Annotated in this window: 16 protein-coding genes; 11 read left to right on the forward strand and 5 right to left on the reverse strand. The window is 71.6% G+C overall.

The window, feature by feature from the left end; translation table 11 throughout:
• Positions 1 to 211: 211 nt before the first annotated feature.
• Entirely contained in the window at positions 212 to 2,650 is a 2,439-nt protein-coding gene (locus tag V8J39_RS04090; RefSeq protein ID WP_336459579.1) for a GcvT family protein, read from the forward strand.
• A 301-nt stretch (positions 2,651 to 2,951) separates the two neighbouring features.
• Complete coding sequence (locus V8J39_RS04095; RefSeq protein WP_336459580.1) at positions 2,952 to 4,796, forward strand: ABC-F family ATP-binding cassette domain-containing protein; 1,845 nt, start codon at positions 2,952 to 2,954, stop codon at positions 4,794 to 4,796.
• A 139-nt stretch (positions 4,797 to 4,935) separates the two neighbouring features.
• Here the strand turns inward: V8J39_RS04095 and V8J39_RS04100 are convergent, their stop codons facing one another.
• On the reverse strand, positions 4,936 to 6,060 hold the full coding sequence (locus V8J39_RS04100) for a Ppx/GppA phosphatase family protein (protein WP_336459581.1): 1,125 nt from the start codon (positions 6,058 to 6,060) through the stop codon (positions 4,936 to 4,938).
• 212 nt (positions 6,061 to 6,272) lie between these two features.
• On the opposite strand from V8J39_RS04100, the gene V8J39_RS04105 reads away from it, so the two are divergent.
• The 4 genes from V8J39_RS04105 to V8J39_RS04120 all read left to right on the forward strand — a co-directional run bounded on the left by V8J39_RS04105 (position 6,273) and on the right by V8J39_RS04120 (position 8,930).
• Positions 6,273 to 6,569 (forward strand): virulence factor, encoded by a 297-nt coding sequence (locus V8J39_RS04105; protein WP_336459582.1) that lies wholly within the window; start codon positions 6,273 to 6,275, stop codon positions 6,567 to 6,569.
• A 51-nt stretch (positions 6,570 to 6,620) separates the two neighbouring features.
• The gene (locus V8J39_RS04110) at positions 6,621 to 7,535 is read left to right on the forward strand and encodes a methylenetetrahydrofolate reductase (RefSeq protein ID WP_336459583.1); all 915 of its coding nucleotides are present in this window, start codon (positions 6,621 to 6,623) and stop codon (positions 7,533 to 7,535) included.
• A 3-nt stretch (positions 7,536 to 7,538) separates the two neighbouring features.
• A complete protein-coding gene (locus V8J39_RS04115) occupies positions 7,539 to 8,495 on the forward strand; it encodes a methyltetrahydrofolate cobalamin methyltransferase (RefSeq protein ID WP_336459584.1) in 957 nt (318 codons plus the stop codon).
• A 141-nt stretch (positions 8,496 to 8,636) separates the two neighbouring features.
• Complete coding sequence (locus V8J39_RS04120; RefSeq protein WP_336459585.1) at positions 8,637 to 8,930, forward strand: DUF1330 domain-containing protein; 294 nt, start codon at positions 8,637 to 8,639, stop codon at positions 8,928 to 8,930.
• Between the two features lie 143 nt (positions 8,931 to 9,073).
• On the opposite strand, the gene aroB is transcribed toward V8J39_RS04120, so the two are convergent.
• Together aroB and V8J39_RS04130 are read right to left on the reverse strand one after the other, a co-directional pair.
• The gene (gene aroB / locus V8J39_RS04125; protein WP_336459586.1) at positions 9,074 to 10,195 is read right to left on the reverse strand and encodes a 3-dehydroquinate synthase; all 1,122 of its coding nucleotides are present in this window, start codon (positions 10,193 to 10,195) and stop codon (positions 9,074 to 9,076) included.
• A 15-nt stretch (positions 10,196 to 10,210) separates the two neighbouring features.
• Positions 10,211 to 10,750, reverse strand: coding sequence for a shikimate kinase (locus V8J39_RS04130; protein WP_336459587.1), 540 nt, complete (start codon positions 10,748 to 10,750; stop codon positions 10,211 to 10,213).
• A 276-nt stretch (positions 10,751 to 11,026) separates the two neighbouring features.
• Between V8J39_RS04130 and V8J39_RS04135 the strand changes: the two genes are divergently transcribed.
• The 5 genes from V8J39_RS04135 to V8J39_RS04155 all read left to right on the forward strand — a co-directional run bounded on the left by V8J39_RS04135 (position 11,027) and on the right by V8J39_RS04155 (position 14,757).
• Complete coding sequence (locus V8J39_RS04135) at positions 11,027 to 11,179, forward strand: hypothetical protein (protein ID WP_336459588.1); 153 nt, start codon at positions 11,027 to 11,029, stop codon at positions 11,177 to 11,179.
• Complete coding sequence (locus V8J39_RS04140; protein ID WP_336459589.1) at positions 11,166 to 12,788, forward strand: hypothetical protein; 1,623 nt, start codon at positions 11,166 to 11,168, stop codon at positions 12,786 to 12,788. The genes V8J39_RS04135 and V8J39_RS04140 overlap by 14 nt, the downstream gene beginning before the upstream one ends.
• Entirely contained in the window at positions 12,785 to 13,759 is a 975-nt protein-coding gene (locus V8J39_RS04145) for a tyrosine recombinase (protein ID WP_336459590.1), read from the forward strand. The genes V8J39_RS04140 and V8J39_RS04145 overlap by 4 nt, the downstream gene beginning before the upstream one ends.
• A gap of 236 nt (positions 13,760 to 13,995) precedes the next feature.
• Positions 13,996 to 14,481 (forward strand): RrF2 family transcriptional regulator, encoded by a 486-nt coding sequence (locus tag V8J39_RS04150; RefSeq protein ID WP_336459591.1) that lies wholly within the window; start codon positions 13,996 to 13,998, stop codon positions 14,479 to 14,481.
• Positions 14,482 to 14,592: 111 nt separating this feature from the next.
• On the forward strand, positions 14,593 to 14,757 hold the full coding sequence (locus V8J39_RS04155) for a hypothetical protein (protein WP_336459592.1): 165 nt from the start codon (positions 14,593 to 14,595) through the stop codon (positions 14,755 to 14,757).
• Positions 14,758 to 15,267: 510 nt separating this feature from the next.
• On the opposite strand, the gene ndk is transcribed toward V8J39_RS04155, so the two are convergent.
• Together ndk and V8J39_RS04165 are read right to left on the reverse strand one after the other, a co-directional pair.
• A complete protein-coding gene (gene ndk / locus V8J39_RS04160) occupies positions 15,268 to 15,690 on the reverse strand; it encodes a nucleoside-diphosphate kinase (protein ID WP_336459593.1) in 423 nt (140 codons plus the stop codon).
• Between the two features lie 117 nt (positions 15,691 to 15,807).
• Positions 15,808 to 16,581: an RNA methyltransferase gene (locus V8J39_RS04165; RefSeq protein ID WP_336459594.1), complete on the reverse strand. Its 774-nt coding sequence runs from the start codon at positions 16,579 to 16,581 to the stop codon at positions 15,808 to 15,810.
• Positions 16,582 to 16,878 lie beyond the last annotated feature (297 nt).

Here is a 16,878-nt window from a genome sequence, read left to right on the forward strand (position 1 = left end):
GGCGCAGGGGGGTGCGGGGGGAGGCCGCGCCTCCCCCCGCCCTTGCCTGTCCCAGTGCCTGCTCCAGTGCCTGCCCCGATGCCTGGCCCCCTGCCCGCCGCCCTGCCCGCCGCCCCCGCAGACAGAAACGACACGAACCTGTCGCCCGCTGACATGATTGCGCGACCGCCTCACGCTCGGATGCCCGCATCTGCGAACAGGGGACGGCGCAATGAAATCGCATGTGCGGGTGGTGGTGATCGGTGGCGGCGTGGTCGGGTGCTCGGTGCTCTATCACCTCACCAAGCTCGGCTGGTCCGACGTCATGCTGATCGAACGCTCGGAACTCACCTCGGGCTCGACCTGGCACGCGGCGGGGGGCTTCCACACGCTCAACGGCGACACCAACATGGCGGCGCTGCAGGGCTACACCATCCGCCTCTACAAGGAGCTCGAGGCGATCACCGGCCTGTCGTGCGGCCTGCACCACGTCGGCGGCGTCACGCTCGCCGACACGCCCCAGCGCTTCGAGCAGCTGAAGGCCGAGCGCGCCAAGCACCGCTACATGGGCCTCGACACCGAGATCCTGACCCCGGCCGAGATCGGCAAGCTGACCGACGGGCTGGTGAACCTCGACGGCGTGATCGGCGGCCTCTACGACCCGCTCGACGGCCATCTCGACCCCTCGGGCACCACGATGGCCTACGCCAAGGCCGCGCGGATGGGCGGGGCCGAGATCGTGCTGCACAACCGGGTGCTGGAAACCAATCCCCGCCCCGACGGCTCGTGGGAGGTCGTCACCGAAAAGGGCACCGTCATCGCCGAGCATGTGGTGAACGCGGGCGGCCTCTGGGCGCGCGAGGTGGGCGCGATGGCAGGCGTCTACCTGCCGCTCCTGCCGATGGCGCACCAGTACCTGGTGACCGACGACATCCCCGAGATCATGCAGATCCTGGCCGAGGGCCGCGAGTTTCCCCATGTCATGGACCCGGGCGGCGAAAGCTACACCCGCCAGGAAGGCCGCGGCATGTGCATCGGCTTCTACGAGAAACCCTGCCAGCCCTGGTCGCTGCACGGCACGCCCTGGGACTTCGGCCAGGAGCTGATGACCGAGGATTTCGACAAGATCGAGGCCTCGGTCCAGTTCGCCTACAACCGCTTCCCGGTGCTGGAACGCTCGGGCGTCAAGCGCGTGATCCACGGCCCCTTCACCTTCGCCCCCGACGGCAACCCGCTCGTCGGCCCCGTCCCCGGCCTGCGCAACTACTGGTCGGCCTGCGCGGTGATGGCGGGCTTCAGCCAGGGCGGCGGCATGGGCCTCGCGCTCGCGCAATGGATGATCGAGGGCGAGGTCGAGCGTGACCCGCGCGGCTTCGATGTCGCCCGCTTCGGGCAATGGACCACGCCCGGCTACACCGTCCCGAAGGTGATCGAGAACTACCAGACCCGCTTCTCGGTCTCCTACCCGAACGAGGAAAAGCCCGCCGCGCGGCCCTTCCGCACCACGCCGATGTACGACATCTTCTCGGACATGGGCGCGGTCTGGGGCCAGCAATACGGGCTCGAGGTCGTGAACTACCACGCGTTTGACGGCGAGCCGCGGTACGAAACCCCGTCCTTCCGCCGCTCGAACGCCTGGGAGGCGACGGCGGCCGAGGTGAAGGCGGTGCGCGAGGCCATCGGCATCAACGAGATCCAGAACTTCGGCAAGTACCGCGTCACCGGCCCGAAGGCGCGCGCCTGGCTGGACCGCATCCTTGCCGGCCGGATCCCGAAGCCGGGGCGCATCGCGCTGAACCCGATGCTGAGCCCCAAGGGCCGGATCATCGGCGATTTCACCGTCACCTGCCTGCCCGACTCCAAGACTGGGACCGAATTCCAAGTCACCGGCTCCTACGGCGCGCAGGGCCAGCACATGCGCTGGTTCGAAAGCCAGCTCGAGGACGGCGTGACGATCGAGAACGTCTCGGACCGCCTGACCGGCTTCCAGATCGCCGGCCCGCTGGCGCGCAAGGTGCTGGAGAAGGTCACCCGGGCCGATGTCTCGGGCGCGGGCCTGCGGTTCATGGATGCCAAACGCATGGTGATCGGCATGACCGACTGCCTCGTGCAGCGCGTCAGCTACACCGGCGACCTGGGCTACGAGATCTACTGCGATTTCATGTGCCAGCGGCAGCTGTGGCAGACCCTGTGGCAGGCCGGGGCAGAATTCGGCATGCGCCCCTTCGGGATGCGGGCGATGATGTCGCTGCGGCTGGACAAGTTCTTCGGCAGCTGGGGGCGCGAGTTCTCGCCCGACTACATGCCCGCCGAAACCGGGATCGACCGCTTCATCACCTGGGACAAGGACTTCATCGGCAAAGAGGCCGCCGAGTCCGAAGTCCCGACCCGCAAGATCGCGGCCTTCGTGGTCGAGGTGCCCGAAGGCAAGGACGGCGCCGATGTCGTCGCCTACGAGCCGATCTGGATCGACGGCAAGGTGCAGGGCTTCTGCACCTCGGGCGGCTACAGCCACGGCACGGGCAAGTCGGTCGCGATGGGCTTCGTGCCGGTGGAAAGGCTCGTCCCCGGCCTGAAGGTCGAGATCGAGATCCTGGGCGAGCGCTACCCCGCGACGCTGGTCACCGACCCGCTCTGGGACGCCGACGGCGCGCGGATGCGCAAGGGCTGAAAGGCCGGGGGGATGCATCCCCCCGGACCCCAGCTTTCTGTTTTGGCCGGTTAACAGGGCCCGCAAGGGCCCCCGCCCAGCGGCCGACCGCCCCCTCGGGCGGCCGCTTTTCGACGTCGGCGCGGGGCGCGGCGTCGGCAGCATGTGTCACCATGAAGCGCCCGGTTGTCACCCTCGGCCGGCCACCCGGCGGTCCGCCGCCGGCCTTTCGTCGCGCGAGATCACGCAGGGGGTCCGGGGGAGCCGCGGCTCCCCCGGCCTTCCCCTTGACTGTCCCCATGCCGCCGGATAGCGCCACACCATGGCACGCGCACCCCTCCTCCAGCTTTCCGGCATCTCGCTCACCCATGGCGGCAACCCCGTCTTCGACGGATTGGACCTCGTGGTCCAGCCCGGCGACCGCGTCGCGCTCGTGGGCCGCAACGGCTCGGGCAAGTCGACGCTGATGAAGGTGATGGCGGGGCTCGTCGAGCCCGACAAGGGATCGAAGGTGATCCCCGCCGGCGTCACTGTCGGCTACATGGAGCAGGAGCCGAGCCTCGAGGGCTACGCGACCTTGCGCGACTTCGCCTGCGAGGGGCTGGAGCATGGCGAGGAATGGAAGATCGAGGCGGTGGCCGAGGGGCTGAAGCTGCGCCTCGACGCCGATCCCGCGGCCGCCTCGGGCGGCGAGCGGCGCCGCGCGGCGCTGGCGCGGCTTCTCGCGCGCGAGCCGGAGCTGATGCTTCTGGACGAACCCACCAACCACCTCGACATCCAGGCGATCTCCTGGCTCGAGGACCACCTCAAGGACACCCGCGCGGCCTATGTGCTGATCTCGCACGACCGCGCGTTCCTCAAGGCGCTGACGCGGGCGACGCTCTGGATCGACCGCGGCGCGGTGCGCCGGCAGGAGCGCGGCTTCGAGGGCTTCGAGGAATGGCGCGAGGCGGTCTGGTCGGCCGAGGACGACGCCCGCCACAAGCTCGACCGCAAGATCAAGGCCGAGGCGAAATGGGCGGTCGAGGGCATCTCGGCCCGGCGCAAGCGCAACATGGGCCGCGTCCGCGCGCTTGCGGACCTGCGCGCCGAACGCGCGGGCCAGATCCGCCGCCAGGGCACGGCGGCGATGGAGCTTGAGGCGGGCCCCACCTCGGGCAAGCGGGTGATGGAGGTCAAGGGCATCTCGAAGGCCTTCGGCGACCGGGTGATCGTGCAGGATTTCGACCTGCGCGTGCTGCGCGGCGACCGGGTCGCCTTCGTCGGCCCGAACGGCGTCGGCAAGACCACGCTTCTGAAGATGCTGACCGGCGAGATCGCCCCCGACATGGGCACGGTCACCCTGGGCACCAATCTCGACATCGCGGTCTTCGACCAGGCCCGCGCGACGCTCGATCTGACGATGAGCCTCTGGGACGGCATGGTCAACGACCCCGAGATGCGGGTCTCGGGCCGGTCGGACCAGGTGATGGTGCGCGGCCAGCCGAAACACGTGGTGGCCTATCTCAAGGACTTCCTCTTCGACGAATCCCAGGCCCGCGCCCCGATCGGCTCGCTTTCGGGCGGGGAGCGCGCGCGGCTCCTGCTCGCGCGGATCATGGCGCATCCGTCGAACCTGCTGATCCTCGACGAACCGACCAACGATCTGGATGTCGAGACGCTGGACCTGCTGCAGGACATCCTAGGCGAATACGACGGCACGGTCCTTCTGGTCAGCCACGACCGCGACTTCATCGACCGCGTGGCCACGACGACGATCGCGATGGAGGGCGACGGGCGGGCGACGGCCTATCCGGGCGGCTGGTCCGACTACCAGGCCCAGCGCGCCGACACCGCTCCCGCGCCGGCCGTACCGAAGCCTGCGTCCGCGGCGAAGGCCCCCGAGGCGCAGCCCGGGTCCGCCCCCCCGCAACCGGCCCCGCAACCGGCAAAACCGGCGCAGGCCGCGCTCAGCTACACCGAGCGCCACCGGCTGGACGAGCTGCCCAAGGTCATCTCCCGGCTCGAGGCCGAGATCGCGAAGCTGACCGAGTTCCTCGCCGATCCCGAGCTGTTCACCAAGGCCCCGGCCAAGTTCCAGAAGGCCAGCGAGGGCCTCGTCGAACGGCAGGAGGCGCTGGCGAAAGCCGAGGAGGAATGGCTCGACCTCGAGGAGCGCGCCGGCTGAAACCGGCGGGAGGGGGCGCCGCCCCCTCTTGGCCTGCGGCCAATTCACCCCCGGGATATTTTCGCAAAGTCGAATCCGTCTTCGACTTTGTCCAAATATCCCCGCCGGAGGCATCCCACGCCGCCGCCGGGCGCCACGATCAGAGGGGCAGCGCCTCTTCGAGCACGCCGTCCTTCGACATCTGGGCATAGAGCAGCCCCTCGCGCAGGCCGCGGTCGGCGACCGAGAGCCGCTCGGTCGGCCAGATCCGCATCAGCGCCTGCAGGATGGCCGCGCCCGACATGATCAGCGTGTGCCGGTCGCGCCCGATGCGCGGGTCGGCGCGGCGCCCCTCGGGGCCGAGCGCGAGGTAGTCGCGGATCACCCGGTCGATCTGGTCCGAGGTCATCGTCAGCCCGTCGACCTTGGCCCGGTCGTAACGGCGCAGGCCGAGGTGGCTGGCCGCGACCGTCGTCACCGTGCCCGAGGTGCCGATGATCTGGAACCCCTCGCGCGGCTGGGCCGCGTTGTAGGGCGAGAAATCGGCGAGGTTCTCCTCGAAGTACCAGCTCATCAGCGCGAAGCGGGCCGCGTCGTCCTCGACATCCTCGAACTGGTCCTTGAGCGTGGCGACGCCGAGCGGGATCGAGATCCAGTCGACGACCTTCGCCGCCACCTGCCCCTCGACCGGGGCGGCGCGGAACCCCTCGGAGAGGCGCATGATCGCGCGGGCCCGTTCGGGCGCGGGCACCGCCGAGAGGTCGATCCAGACAAGTTCCGTGGAGCCGCCGCCGATGTCGACGATCAGCAGCTGCTCGGTCTTGCGCTCGACCAGCGGCGCGCAGGAGATCACAGCCAGCCGCGCCTCCTCCTCGGGCTCGATGATCTCGAGCGGAAGGCCGGTCTCGCGCCGAACATAGCGCAGGAAGTCGCGGGCGTTCTTCGCCCGGCGGCAGGCCTCGGTCGCGACGAGGCGCATGTGCGCGACGCCGTTCTGCTCGATCTTGCGCCGGCAGATCTGCAGCGCCTGCACCGTGCGCGCCATCGAGGCGCGCGACAGCTTGCCCGATGCCTCGAGCCCCTGCCCGAGCTGCACCGTCTTCGAGAAGCTGTCGATCACATGGAACTGCGCGCCCCGCGGACGGGCGATCAGCATGCGGCAGCTGTTGGTCCCGAGATCCAGCGCCGCGTAGAGCGGGCTGGATTCGGGTCCGGGGATGGATGCCTCGGGCTCGACCGTGGATTTCGGGAGCGCCCCAGCACCCGTGGAACGCCTGGGCGCCATCGTAACGCCCTCCGATATACGTGTTAGGGCAAACAATAAGCGGGCGGTCCCGGCGGTGCAAGAGCCGGCCGGAACAACGCCGTGAGCGCACCGCGGTTCCCCGCCGGACACCCGCCCCGGGGCGCCGTCGCTGGACCGCGCCGGGACGTCGCAAATCTGCAACGCCGCCGGGGCGCGACCTGTCACGCTCGGGTCAGCTGAGGGAGGCCGCGATGACCGAGATCACCATCGTCTACTGGCGCGACATCCCGGCCCAGGTCCTGGTCGGCCGGGGCCGGCGCGCGGTGAAGCGGGTGCTGTCGGAGCGGTTCGAGCAGGCGATCGACCGCGCCGCCATGGCCTCGGGCGCGCGCGACACCGATGCCTATCTCGCCGAGTGGCGCCGCGTGCCCGCACAGGCCGAGGGCGCGAGCGATGCCGAGATCGCCGAGGCCGCGGCCGCCCGGCTCGAGGCCGATTACGACGCTGCGCGCCTGAAGGCGCTGATCGCCCGCGGCGGGCGGGCCTGACCCATGATGCCGGGGGAGGATGACGACGCCCCCTCGAACCGGAGGAGACCGATGTCGCTGCTGCCGTTCCGCAAGGCCGAGGCCGGACCGCCGCCGGGGGCGCTGGCCCCGCTGCTGGCCCCGTTCCTCGCCGGCGCCTCGATCGAGGTGATGCCGCGCACCGCCGCGGCGGTGCCCGACTTCCGCGCGCTGCTCGCGCCCGGGACCCGGGTCTATGTCGCCCATATCGACGGCACGCCGATCGCCGACATGGTCGCGACCGCGCGGCGGCTGCGCGACGAGGGCTTCGAGCCGATGCCGCACATTCCGGCCCGCCTGATCGGCGCGCGCGCCGAGCTTGCGGACTGGATCGCGGCCTATCGGGCCGAGGCCGGGGTGCGCGAGGCGCTGCTGCTCGGCGGCGGCCTGCCGGCGCCGCGAGGGGCCTTCGACAATTCGATGCAGCTGCTGGAGACGGGGCTTTTCGACGGCTTCCGGCGGCTGCATGTCGCGGGCCATCCCGAGGGCAACCGCGACATCGATCCCGACGGCTCGGACCGGGCGGTGATGGCGGCGCTGCGCTGGAAGCAGGCGTTTTCGGAACGCACGGACGCCACGATGGCGATCGCGACCCAGTTCTGCTTCGAGGCGGCGCCGGTGATCGACTGGGCCGGGCGGCTGGCGGCCGAGGGGATCGCGCTGCCCGTGCACATCGGGGTCGCGGGTCCGGCCAAGCTGCAGACGCTGCTGAAATTCGCCATCGCCTGCGGCGTCGGCCCCTCGCTGCGGGTGCTGCAGCGCCGGGCGCGCGACGTCACCCGGCTGATGCTGCCCTTCGAGCCGGACGCGATGCTGGCCGAGCTGGCGCGCCACCGCGCCGCGCATCCGGGCTTCGGGATCGAGGCGGTGCACATCTTCCCGCTGGGCGGGATCAAGACCGCGACCGATTGGCTTTCCAGCCGTGGCGCAACTTCGCAAGTGGGGTGAGACATGTCCCGTACAGTGCTTGAATCGAAGACGAAAACCGTTGTCATCGGCTTTGACGAACCCTTCTGCGTCATCGGCGAGCGGATCAACCCGACCGGGCGCAAGAAGCTGGCGGCCGAGCTGGAGGCCGGCGATTTCTCGACGGTCGAGAGGGACGCGCTGGAGCAGGTCGCCTGCGGGGCGATGGTGCTCGATGTGAATGCCGGGGTGGTCTACAATTCCAACCCCGACCCCAACCTGACCGAGCCGCCGCTGATGCGGCAGATGATCGAGCTTGTCCAAGGGCTTGTCGACGTACCCTTGTGCATCGACTCAAGTGTTCCCGGCGCGCTGGAGGCCGGGCTCGCGGCGGCGGTCGGGCGGCCGCTGCTGAACTCCGTCACCGGCGAGGAGGAGCGGCTGGAGCGGGTGCTGCCGCTGGTGAAGAAATACAACGTGCCCGTCGTCGCGATCTCGAACGACGACACCGGCATCTCGGAGGATCCCGACGTGCGCTTCGAGGTCGCGCGCAAGATCGTGCAGCGCGCCGCCGATTTCGGCATCCCGGCCCGGGACATCGTCGTCGACCCGCTGGTGATGCCGGTCGGGGCGATGGCCACCGCCGGGCGGCAGGTCTTCGCGCTGGTGCGCCGGCTGCGCGACGAGCTGGGGGTGAACACCACCTGCGGCGCCTCGAACATCTCGTTCGGGCTGCCGAACCGGCACGGGGTCAACGCGGCCTTCCTGCCGATGGCGATCGGCGCCGGCATGACCTCGGCGATCATGAACCCGGTGCGCCCGGCCGAGATGGAGGCGATCCGCGCCGCCAACCTGCTGATGGACCACGATGCGAACGGCGGCACCTGGATCGGCTTCTCGCGCGTGATCGAGGCGGTGCGGGCCGGCGCCGACTTCGCCACCGCCGCCGCCGAGGCCCAGGCCGCCGGATCGGGGCGCGGACGGCGCCGCGCGCGCGGCTGACGTCAAGGCGGACGCCAAGGCTGACGCGCAGGCTGGATTGCAGGCTGCGCGGCGGCCGGGAGGGGATGCGGCGACCGGGCTGCTGGACATCGCGCGCCCGATCGCGAGGATCGCGCGGCACGCACAAGAAGGAGCCGCGCGATGAAGGGCTATTGGCTGATCCTCGGGACCGATGTCACCGACCCGGAGGCGCAGGCCGCCTATGGCCGGATGTGGGCGCCGATCGCCGCGCGCCACGGCGCGGTGGTGCGGCGCGGCGCCGAGGCGCCCGAGATGGTCGAGGCGCTGGACAAGTCCCGGGTGCTGCTGATCGAATTCCCGAGCCTGGCCGCCGCCCGGGCCTGCTATGACGACCCCGACTACGTGGCGGCGCGCGCGGTCGCGGCGACGGCGGCGCGGCGGGAACTGGTGATCTTCGAGGGCACGGTCGCCTGACGCGCCGCGCGGGCGCGGGAACCGCCGTCGGGAAAAGATGCGAAGGCCGGGGGCGCTGCCCCCGGACCCCCGGGATATTTGGACAAAGTCGAGAGGGGGTCGAGAGGGGGGCGAGAGGGGGTCCGGACCGGGTCGCGACCGGCTCAGCGGCCCTTGAGCGCATCCGCCAGCAGGGTGCGGACCTTGGCGGGGTCGACCTTCTCGGCCACGAAGGCGTCGCCGATGCCCTGGGCCAGCACGAAGCGCAGCCGGCCGTCGATCACCTTCTTGTCCTGCGCCATCAGCGCGATCAGGCCGTCGGCATCGGGCAGATCGCCCGGGATGTCCGACAGGTCGGTCTTCATCCCCATCGCCTTGAGATGCGCGCGCACGCGGCTCGGGTCCTCCTGGCTGCAGAAGCCCAGCCGCGCCGACAGCTCGAAGGCCAGCGCGCAGCCGATCGCCACCCCCTCGCCATGCAGCAGCCGGTCGCCGTAGCCGGTCGCCTTCTCGAGCGCGTGGCAGAAGGTGTGGCCGAGGTTCAGAAGCGCCCGCTCGCCGGCCTCGGTCTCGTCGCGCTCGACGATGCCGGCCTTCATCTCGACCGAGCGGCGCACCGCGCGCTGGCGCAGCGCCCGGTCGCCCGCCGCCAGCGCCGGGCCGTTGGCCTCGAGCCAGTCGAAGAAGGCGTAATCGCCCAAGAGCCCGTATTTCACCACCTCGCCATAGCCCGACAGGAACTGGCGTTCGGGCAGGCTGTCGAGCAGGCCGATGTCGGCCAGCACCAGCGAGGGCTGGTGGAAGGCGCCGATCAGGTTCTTGCCATGGGCCGAGTTGATGCCGGTCTTGCCGCCGACCGAGCTGTCGACCTGCGCCAGCAGCGTGGTCGGGATCTGCACGAAGCGGGTGCCGCGGCGCAGGATCGCCGCCGCGAAGCCCGCGAGGTCGCCGATCACGCCGCCGCCGAGCGCCACGATCAGGTCGCGCCGTTCCACCTTCTGCTCGATCAGCCATTCGACGGTGCGCGACAGGTCGTCCCAGCCCTTGGTGCCCTCGCCCGTCGGAAGCACGATCTCGGTCGAGGCGATGTCGCCCAGGCCCGCCTTCAGCGTCTGCAGATGCAGCGGCGCCACGGATTCGTCGGTGACGATCGCCACCCGCGGGCGGCGCAGCAGGCCGCCGATCTCGGCCCCGGCGCGCGCCAGCAGCCCCACGCCGATGCGCACCTCGTAGGAACGGTCCCCGAGTTCCACGCCAACGATGTCGGTGCCCTGCGCCCTGTCCATATCCGCCTCTCCGGTCTAGTCCATCAGCCCCGGGACCGTCGCCAGCGCGTCGATCACCCGGGCCGTCATCTCGTCGATCGAGCCCTCGGCCCGCGAGTCGACGATGATCCGGGCCTGCGCATAGACCGGTTCGCGCACCGCGAGCAATGCGGCAAGCGTGCCGCGGGGGTCACTGGTGCGCAACAGCGGGCGCGAGCTTTTGTGGCGCACCCGGTTCCACAGGCAGTCGAGATCGGCCCGCAGCCACAGCGAGACGCCCTTCTCGGCGATCTCGGCGCGGATCTGGTCCTGCATGAAGGCGCCGCCGCCGGTCGAGAGCACGCAGGGCTTGCCCGCCAGCAGCCGCGAGATCACCTGCGCCTCGCGGGCGCGGAAGAACGGCTCGCCGTCGCGGGCGAAGATCTCGGCCACCGAGCGGTTCGCCGCGCGCTCGATCTCTTCGTCCGAATCGAGGAACGGGACGCCGAGCGCCCGTGCCAGCGAGGTTCCGACCGCGGTCTTGCCCGCGCCCATCATCCCCACCAGAACCACCGTCCTGCGCAGCCTCGCCTTCACGCGTCCGTCCCCCCGGCGTTTTTCGGTCCGGCCGCCTCGCAAAGCCGTGTGGGCCGGTTGCGCCCTAATGGCGTGATACTTCCGAAAATGCCATATATAAATCGGCCCGCAGCGGTGCCGGGCTGTCGGCGACAGGCTGCCGCAGCCCGGTGCCGGCGGTGGACGCAGGCCGGGCGCGGGTGCATAGACCCCCGAGAGGGTCATCAAGCCGTGCCGCACGACGGCACAAGATAACAAGCGTCGTGGACGGCGCGGGACAGACGAGAGGCGAGACGAATGGGGCGCATCCTGAAGCTGGTGGTTTTCCTGGTGGTGCTGGGCTTCCTGGGACTGACCGGCTACGCCTATCTCGGCGACCTGTCGCCGCAGCGCAGCGAGGTGCGCAAGCCGGTCGCGCTGACACCGGTGCCGGCGAATGTATCGCAGTGACGCCCGTCCCCTTGGCCGGATGACCCCGCGCGGCGCGGCCGCGCCGGGGATCGTGGTGCTGGCGCTGCTGGGCGTGGGTCTGGTGGCCGCGGGACCGGCCGCGGCGCAGCAGGGCCGCGGCCAGCAAGAGGAGGCCGGCGCGCCGCTGTCGGCGATCGACTGGCTGTCGCGCTCGGTCGCGACGCCGGTGGCGCTGCCGCGCCGCGGCCCGGCCGAGGCGCCGGTCGCGGCCGAGGCGGCGCCCGAGCAGATCGCGGTGACGCCGCTCGGGGACACGACGCTCGACGCGCTGGGGCTGGTGCCCGCGGCGCAGGCGGGGCTTGCGCGCGACCTGTGGGGCGAGACCCCGACCGAGGTGCTGGTGGGCCAGATCGCGGCCGAGCGCACCGACATGCTGCCGGCGCTGCGCCAGCTGCTGTACCGGCTGCTGACGACCGAGCTTGACCCGCCCTTCGACGCGCAGGCGGACGGGCGGCTGTTCCTGGCGCGGGTCGACAAGCTGCTGGATCTGGGCGCGCTCGACCCGGCGATGGCGCTTCTGAGCCTGCCCGACGAGCCGCGGCCCGAGCCGTTCCGGCGCTGGTTCGACGTCTCGCTGCTGCTGGGCGAGGAGGACCGCGCCTGCGAGACGATGAATGCCACGCCCAACATCGCGCCGACCTTCCCGGCGCGGATCTTCTGCCTGGCGCGCGGCGGCGACTGGTCGGCGGCGGCGCTGAGCCTCGGGACCGGCGAGGCCCTGGGCCAGGTCGACGGCGAGACGGCCGAGCTGCTGGCGCGCTTCCTCGACCCCGAGCTGGCCGATGGCGCCGAGCCGCTGCCGGTGCCGGCGCGGGTCTCGCCGCTGGTGCTGCGGATGATGGAGGCGATCGGCCAGCCGCTGCCGACGGCGACGCTGCCCCTGGCCTTCGCCCAGTCCGACCTGCGCGACAATGTCGGCTGGAAGGCCCGGGCCGAGGCGGCCGAGCGGCTGGCGCGGTCGGGCGCGATCACCCCCTCGCAGCTGTTCGCGATCTATGCCGAGCGGCCGCCCGCGGCCTCGGGCGGGGTCTGGGACCGGATCGCGGCGATCGCGGCGCTGGACGCGGCGATCGCGCGCGGCGACGCCAGCCTCTACGAGGCGCTGCCCACCGCCTGGGCCGCGATGAGCGCGGCCGAGCTCGAGGTGCCCTTCGCCGAGACCTACGGCGCGCAGCTTGCGGGCCTGGGCCTGCGCGGCGAGGCGGGCGCGGTCGCGTTCCGGCTGGGCCTGCTGTCGCCCGATTACGAGACCGTGGCCCAGGCGCGCGCGCCGCGCGACGGGGTCGAGGCCTTCCTTGTCGGGCTGGCCAAGGGCGATGTCACCGGGCTGGTGCAGCCCGACCAGCGCGGCGCGGCGGTGCGCGCGGCGTTTTCGCGCGGCGCGGCGCCGGCGGCGGCCGAGGCGCAGCTGCTGGCGGGCAACCGCGTGGGCGAGGCGGTGCTGGCGGCGATGGGCGAGATCACCGAGGGCGCGCGCGGCGACCTGCGCGACGTCACCGCCGGGCTGAAGGTGCTGCGCGCGGCCGGGTTCGAGGATGCGGCCCGGCGCACGGCGCTGGAATTCCTGATCCTGGAGCGGCGCGGATGACCGGGGCCGCCGCCGCGCGGCCGATGGAGATGTGGATCTCGGCCTTCCTCGATGCGCAGGCGGCCGAGCGCGACGCCGCCGTCAACACCCGGCTGGCCTATGGCCGCGACCTGAAGGATTTCGCGGGCTACCTGCAGCACCGCGGCCTGCATTTCGCCGATGCCCCGCGCGAGGCGGTCGAGGACTATCTCGTGCGGCTGGATGCGGACGGGCTGTCGAAGGCGACCCGCGCGCGCAGGCTCGCCTCGATCCGGCAGATGTACCGCTTCGCGCACGAGGAGGGCTGGCGCGCCGACAATCCCGCGATCCGGCTGTCGGGGCCGGGCAAAGAGAAGCGGCTGCCGATGACGCTGTCGAAGGCCGAGATCGAGGCGCTGATCGCCGCCGCGCGCGAGACCGGCAAGACCGAGGCCGACCGGCTGCGCGCCACCTGCCTGATCGAGCTGCTCTATGCCACCGGCATGCGGGTGAGCGAGCTGGTGTCGCTGCCGGTCGCGGCCGGGCGCGGCGATCCGCGGATGCTGCTGGTCAGGGGCAAGGGCGGCAAGGAGCGGCTGGTGCCGCTGTCGCAGCCCGCGCGCGCGGCGCTGCGCGCCTGGCTCGTCGCGCGCGACGCGGCCGAGGAGGAGGCCCGTGCCAAGGCCGCGCGCCGGGGCACCGGGCGGCCGCCCGCGCCCTCGCGCGCGCTGTTTCCCGCGCGCGGCGCCGCCGGCCACCTCACGCGGCAGGGCTTCTTCGTCGCGCTGAAGGACATGGCGATCCGCGCCGGGCTGAACCCGGCCAAGGTCACGCCGCACGTGCTGCGCCACGCCTTCGCCACCCACCTGCTGGAGGGCGGCGCCGACCTGCGCGCGATCCAGATGATGCTCGGCCATGCCGATCTGGCCACCACCGAGATCTACACCCATGTGCTGGACGACCGGTTGAAGGCGCTGGTGCTGGGCCACCACCCGCTGGCCGAGGACGACTGAGCGCCGCGGCGGCCATGCCGCCCGCGATGCCCCTTTTCCGGTGCCCTTCACCTGATCCGGGCCCCGCCCCTTTCCCGGCCGGCTGGCCGCCCGCGCGGGCCGCCGCGGCGCGGGCCGCCGCGGCGCGGGCCCTGCACCGGGGCTGCGGCAACTGGTGCAAAACCCTCATTTGATCCAGATCAATTTCCACCTGCGCGCGACCGGCTAGGGATGGGCTGACCAGGATGGGGGATGACATGCGCCTGACGCTTCGGACCAACCTCGCGATGCGCGCGCTGATGTACTGCGCGGCGCATCAGGACCGGATGGTGACCAAGGCCGAGATCGCGCGCGCCTGCAACGCGTCGGAGAACCATCTGGCGCAGGTGATCAACGCCCTGGGCCAGAGCGGTTTCCTGCAGACCCAGCGCGGCCGCACCGGCGGCATGCGGCTGGGCGCCCGCCCCGAGACGATCAGCGTCGGCGCCGTGTTCCGCCATTTCGAGGCCGACACCCCCTTCACGGAATGTTTCAGCCTCGACAGCAACGCCTGCCCGCTGTCGGGGCGCTGCCTGCTGAAGGAAGCTTTGTCCAACGCATTGGAAGCGTTCTATAAAACGCTAGACCGCGTCACGCTGTCGGATCTGGTCGACGACCCTGCGGCTCTCGCCCATTTGCGCGCGCTGTCGGGAACTGCGCCTGTCATGGCTTGCCGTTCCGGGGTCACCGCAGCGCGCCATTGACGCCGCAATTGCCCCGAAATATCTGCCTCAGCGGCCCCGGAGCGGAGAGAGTCTCCGTCCACCGGTGGGCAAGGCAGATGGCATCCCGAAACGGGAGCCCGGAGCAGCACGATGACGACGAGCAAGACCGAACAGCAGCAGGGCCAGCAACCGGCCCCGACCACCGCCCAGCAGCAGGGCACCGCCACCCCGCGCCCGCAGGCCGGGCAGACCGCCTCGGGCGGGCAGATGGGCGGAAGCGGTTCGACGCAGTTCACCGACTGGGCCTCGATCTGAGGCCCGCGCGCCGAGATCGCGCCACGATCCCGGCGCCGGGTCCGAGGCTCTGAGACTTTGGCCCAGAGACTTGGGCCAGAGGCTTGGATCTTGAGACCCGGATCCTGAAAAGGGCACACCGAGCCTTGGATGGGCCCCGGGCGGGCCCCTCGCGGGCACGCCCAGCGGCCCCACGGCACGGGTCGCGCGCCTTCGCCAACCAGCCCGCGGGACGGTTCACGTCCCGCCTCATGGCACGCCGCCGGCCATGGCCGCCGCCTGCCCCCCCCGACCGATCGCGCAACGCCCCGCCCGACGACCGGCGCCGCGCGCGGCCGGCATCGGCCCCCGCCCCTTACAGGCCCTTCCGGATTTCACCGCGTCGAGCGATCGCGTGGCCCGCGCTGCGGCGCGCACCCGGCGGGCGCTCTGCGCCCGGCCCCCGAAGCGGAGCGGGCGCGCATGCCCCGGGGAATGCGAAAGGGCCGCCCCGAAGGACGGCCCCCTGTCGCGGTCACGTGGCCGAGGCGGTCAGCCGACCAGCTCGAGGCCCGAGAAGAAGAAGGCGATTTCCTGCGCGGCGGTTTCCGGCGCGTCCGAACCGTGCACCGAGTTCTCGCCCATCGACAGCGCGAATTCCTTGCGGATGGTGCCCTCGTCGGCGTTGGCCGGGTTGGTGGCGCCCATCACTTCGCGGTTCTTCGCGATCGCGCCTTCGCCTTCCAGCACCTGCACGACGACCGGCTCGGAGGCCATGAACTCGACGAGCTCGCCGTAGAACGGACGGTCCTTGTGGACTTCGTAGAACTTGCCGGCCTGCGCGGTCGACAGGTGCAGGCGCTTTTGCGCGACGATGCGCAGGCCCGCTTCCTCGAACTTGGCGTTGATCTTGCCGGTCAGGTTGCGACGCGTCGCGTCGGGCTTGATGATGCTGAGCGTGCGTTCGACAGCCATTGGGGTCATCCCTCGTCATAGGGTCCGCCGGCGGATCCGGCAGGACGTTGCGGGGGCGTGGCTATCACGCGCCCGCGCGTCTGAAAAGCCGGTAAGGCGCGCGCTGCCGTGGCGGCGTCAGCGGCGGTGGTGGCGCAGCAGCTGGCGCAGCATGCCATGCAGGGTCTGCACCTCGGCCCGGGTCAGGCCAAGGCGGAACCACAGGTTGCGCAGCGACAGCCGCATCCCCTCGGCCTTGGTTTCAGGGAAGAAGAAGCCCGCGGTGTCCAGCTCGGCCTCGTAATGTTCGGCAAGCTTGTCGATCTCGATCCGGGTCGCGGGCTCGGTCCCGGCGTATTCCATCCGCTGCGGCACCGCCGGCACCGTCTGGCGGCGCCATTCATAGGCCGTCAGCAGCACCGCCTGCCCGAGGTTGAGCGAGGGGAAGTCGGGGTTCACCGGCACCGAGATCAGCGCGTCGGCGGCGATCAGGTCCTCGTTCTCCAGCCCCGCGCGCTCGGGGCCGAAGAGGACGGCGACCTTGCGGCCCTCGGCGATCAGGGCGCGGGTGCGCTCCATCGCGGCCTCGGGGGTGTAGACGGGCTTGGTCAGGTCGCGGTTGCGCGCGGTGGTGGCGAAGACGTGGTCGCAATCGGCCACCGCCTCGATCACCCCGGGGAAGACGCCGGCATTGTCGAGCACGGTCCCCGCCGCGCCCGAGGCCATGGCCACCGCGCGCGGGTTCGGCCAGCCGTCGCGCGGATCGACGAGGCGCATGCGGGTCAGGCCGAAGTTCAGCATCGCCCGGGCGGCGGCGCCGATGTTCTCGCCCATCTGCGGGCGGACCAGCACGAAGGCGGGTTCGGTGGCCGGCGAGACGGGGGCAGGCGCGGCGGCGGGCGTGTCGGTCATCGGCGGCGGTCCTCGGGGCAGTCCTCTGGGCGGTACGGGCGGGGCTTAGGCGTCCTGACCGCCCGAGGCAAGCGCGCGATGGGGTTCGCGCACCGGGCAGGCGCCCGTAGGGCGACCTGGACGGGGCCCGGGTTGGGGCGGTGGGCGACCAGCGCCTGCCCCGGTGCCAGCCCCAGTGCCAGCCCCAGTGCCAGCGCCCATGCCAGCGCCGTGCCCGCGCCGTGCCAACCAGTGCCGGGCGGTGCCGATGCGGTGGCGGGGCGGCCCGGCGGCGGTGCCGGCCTTTGAACGGCGAGG

Source organism: Frigidibacter sp. MR17.24 (assembly GCF_037095655.1).
Lineage (GTDB): Bacteria > Pseudomonadota > Alphaproteobacteria > Rhodobacterales > Rhodobacteraceae > Frigidibacter.

Bases quoted from the DNA above. Each gene is read 5' to 3' on its own strand.
- V8J39_RS04100 (WP_336459581.1), bottom strand. From the start codon at position 6,060: ATGGCGCCCAGGCGTTCCACGGGTGCTGGGGCGCTCCCGAAATCCACG.
- V8J39_RS04105 (WP_336459582.1), top strand. From the start codon at position 6,273: ATGACCGAGATCACCATCGTCTACTGGCGCGACATCCCGGCCCAGGTC.
- V8J39_RS04095 (WP_336459580.1), top strand. From the start codon at position 2,952: ATGGCACGCGCACCCCTCCTCCAGCTTTCCGGCATCTCGCTCACCCAT.
- V8J39_RS04155 (WP_336459592.1), top strand. From the start codon at position 14,593: ATGACGACGAGCAAGACCGAACAGCAGCAGGGCCAGCAACCGGCCCCG.
- ndk (WP_336459593.1), bottom strand. From the start codon at position 15,690: ATGGCTGTCGAACGCACGCTCAGCATCATCAAGCCCGACGCGACGCGT.
- V8J39_RS04135 (WP_336459588.1), top strand. From the start codon at position 11,027: ATGGGGCGCATCCTGAAGCTGGTGGTTTTCCTGGTGGTGCTGGGCTTC.
- V8J39_RS04165 (WP_336459594.1), bottom strand. From the start codon at position 16,581: ATGACCGACACGCCCGCCGCCGCGCCTGCCCCCGTCTCGCCGGCCACC.
- V8J39_RS04090 (WP_336459579.1), top strand. From the start codon at position 212: ATGAAATCGCATGTGCGGGTGGTGGTGATCGGTGGCGGCGTGGTCGGG.
- V8J39_RS04145 (WP_336459590.1), top strand. From the start codon at position 12,785: ATGACCGGGGCCGCCGCCGCGCGGCCGATGGAGATGTGGATCTCGGCC.
- V8J39_RS04120 (WP_336459585.1), top strand. From the start codon at position 8,637: ATGAAGGGCTATTGGCTGATCCTCGGGACCGATGTCACCGACCCGGAG.
- aroB (WP_336459586.1), bottom strand. From the start codon at position 10,195: ATGGACAGGGCGCAGGGCACCGACATCGTTGGCGTGGAACTCGGGGAC.
- V8J39_RS04150 (WP_336459591.1), top strand. From the start codon at position 13,996: ATGCGCCTGACGCTTCGGACCAACCTCGCGATGCGCGCGCTGATGTAC.
- V8J39_RS04115 (WP_336459584.1), top strand. From the start codon at position 7,539: ATGTCCCGTACAGTGCTTGAATCGAAGACGAAAACCGTTGTCATCGGC.
- V8J39_RS04140 (WP_336459589.1), top strand. From the start codon at position 11,166: ATGTATCGCAGTGACGCCCGTCCCCTTGGCCGGATGACCCCGCGCGGC.
- V8J39_RS04110 (WP_336459583.1), top strand. From the start codon at position 6,621: ATGTCGCTGCTGCCGTTCCGCAAGGCCGAGGCCGGACCGCCGCCGGGG.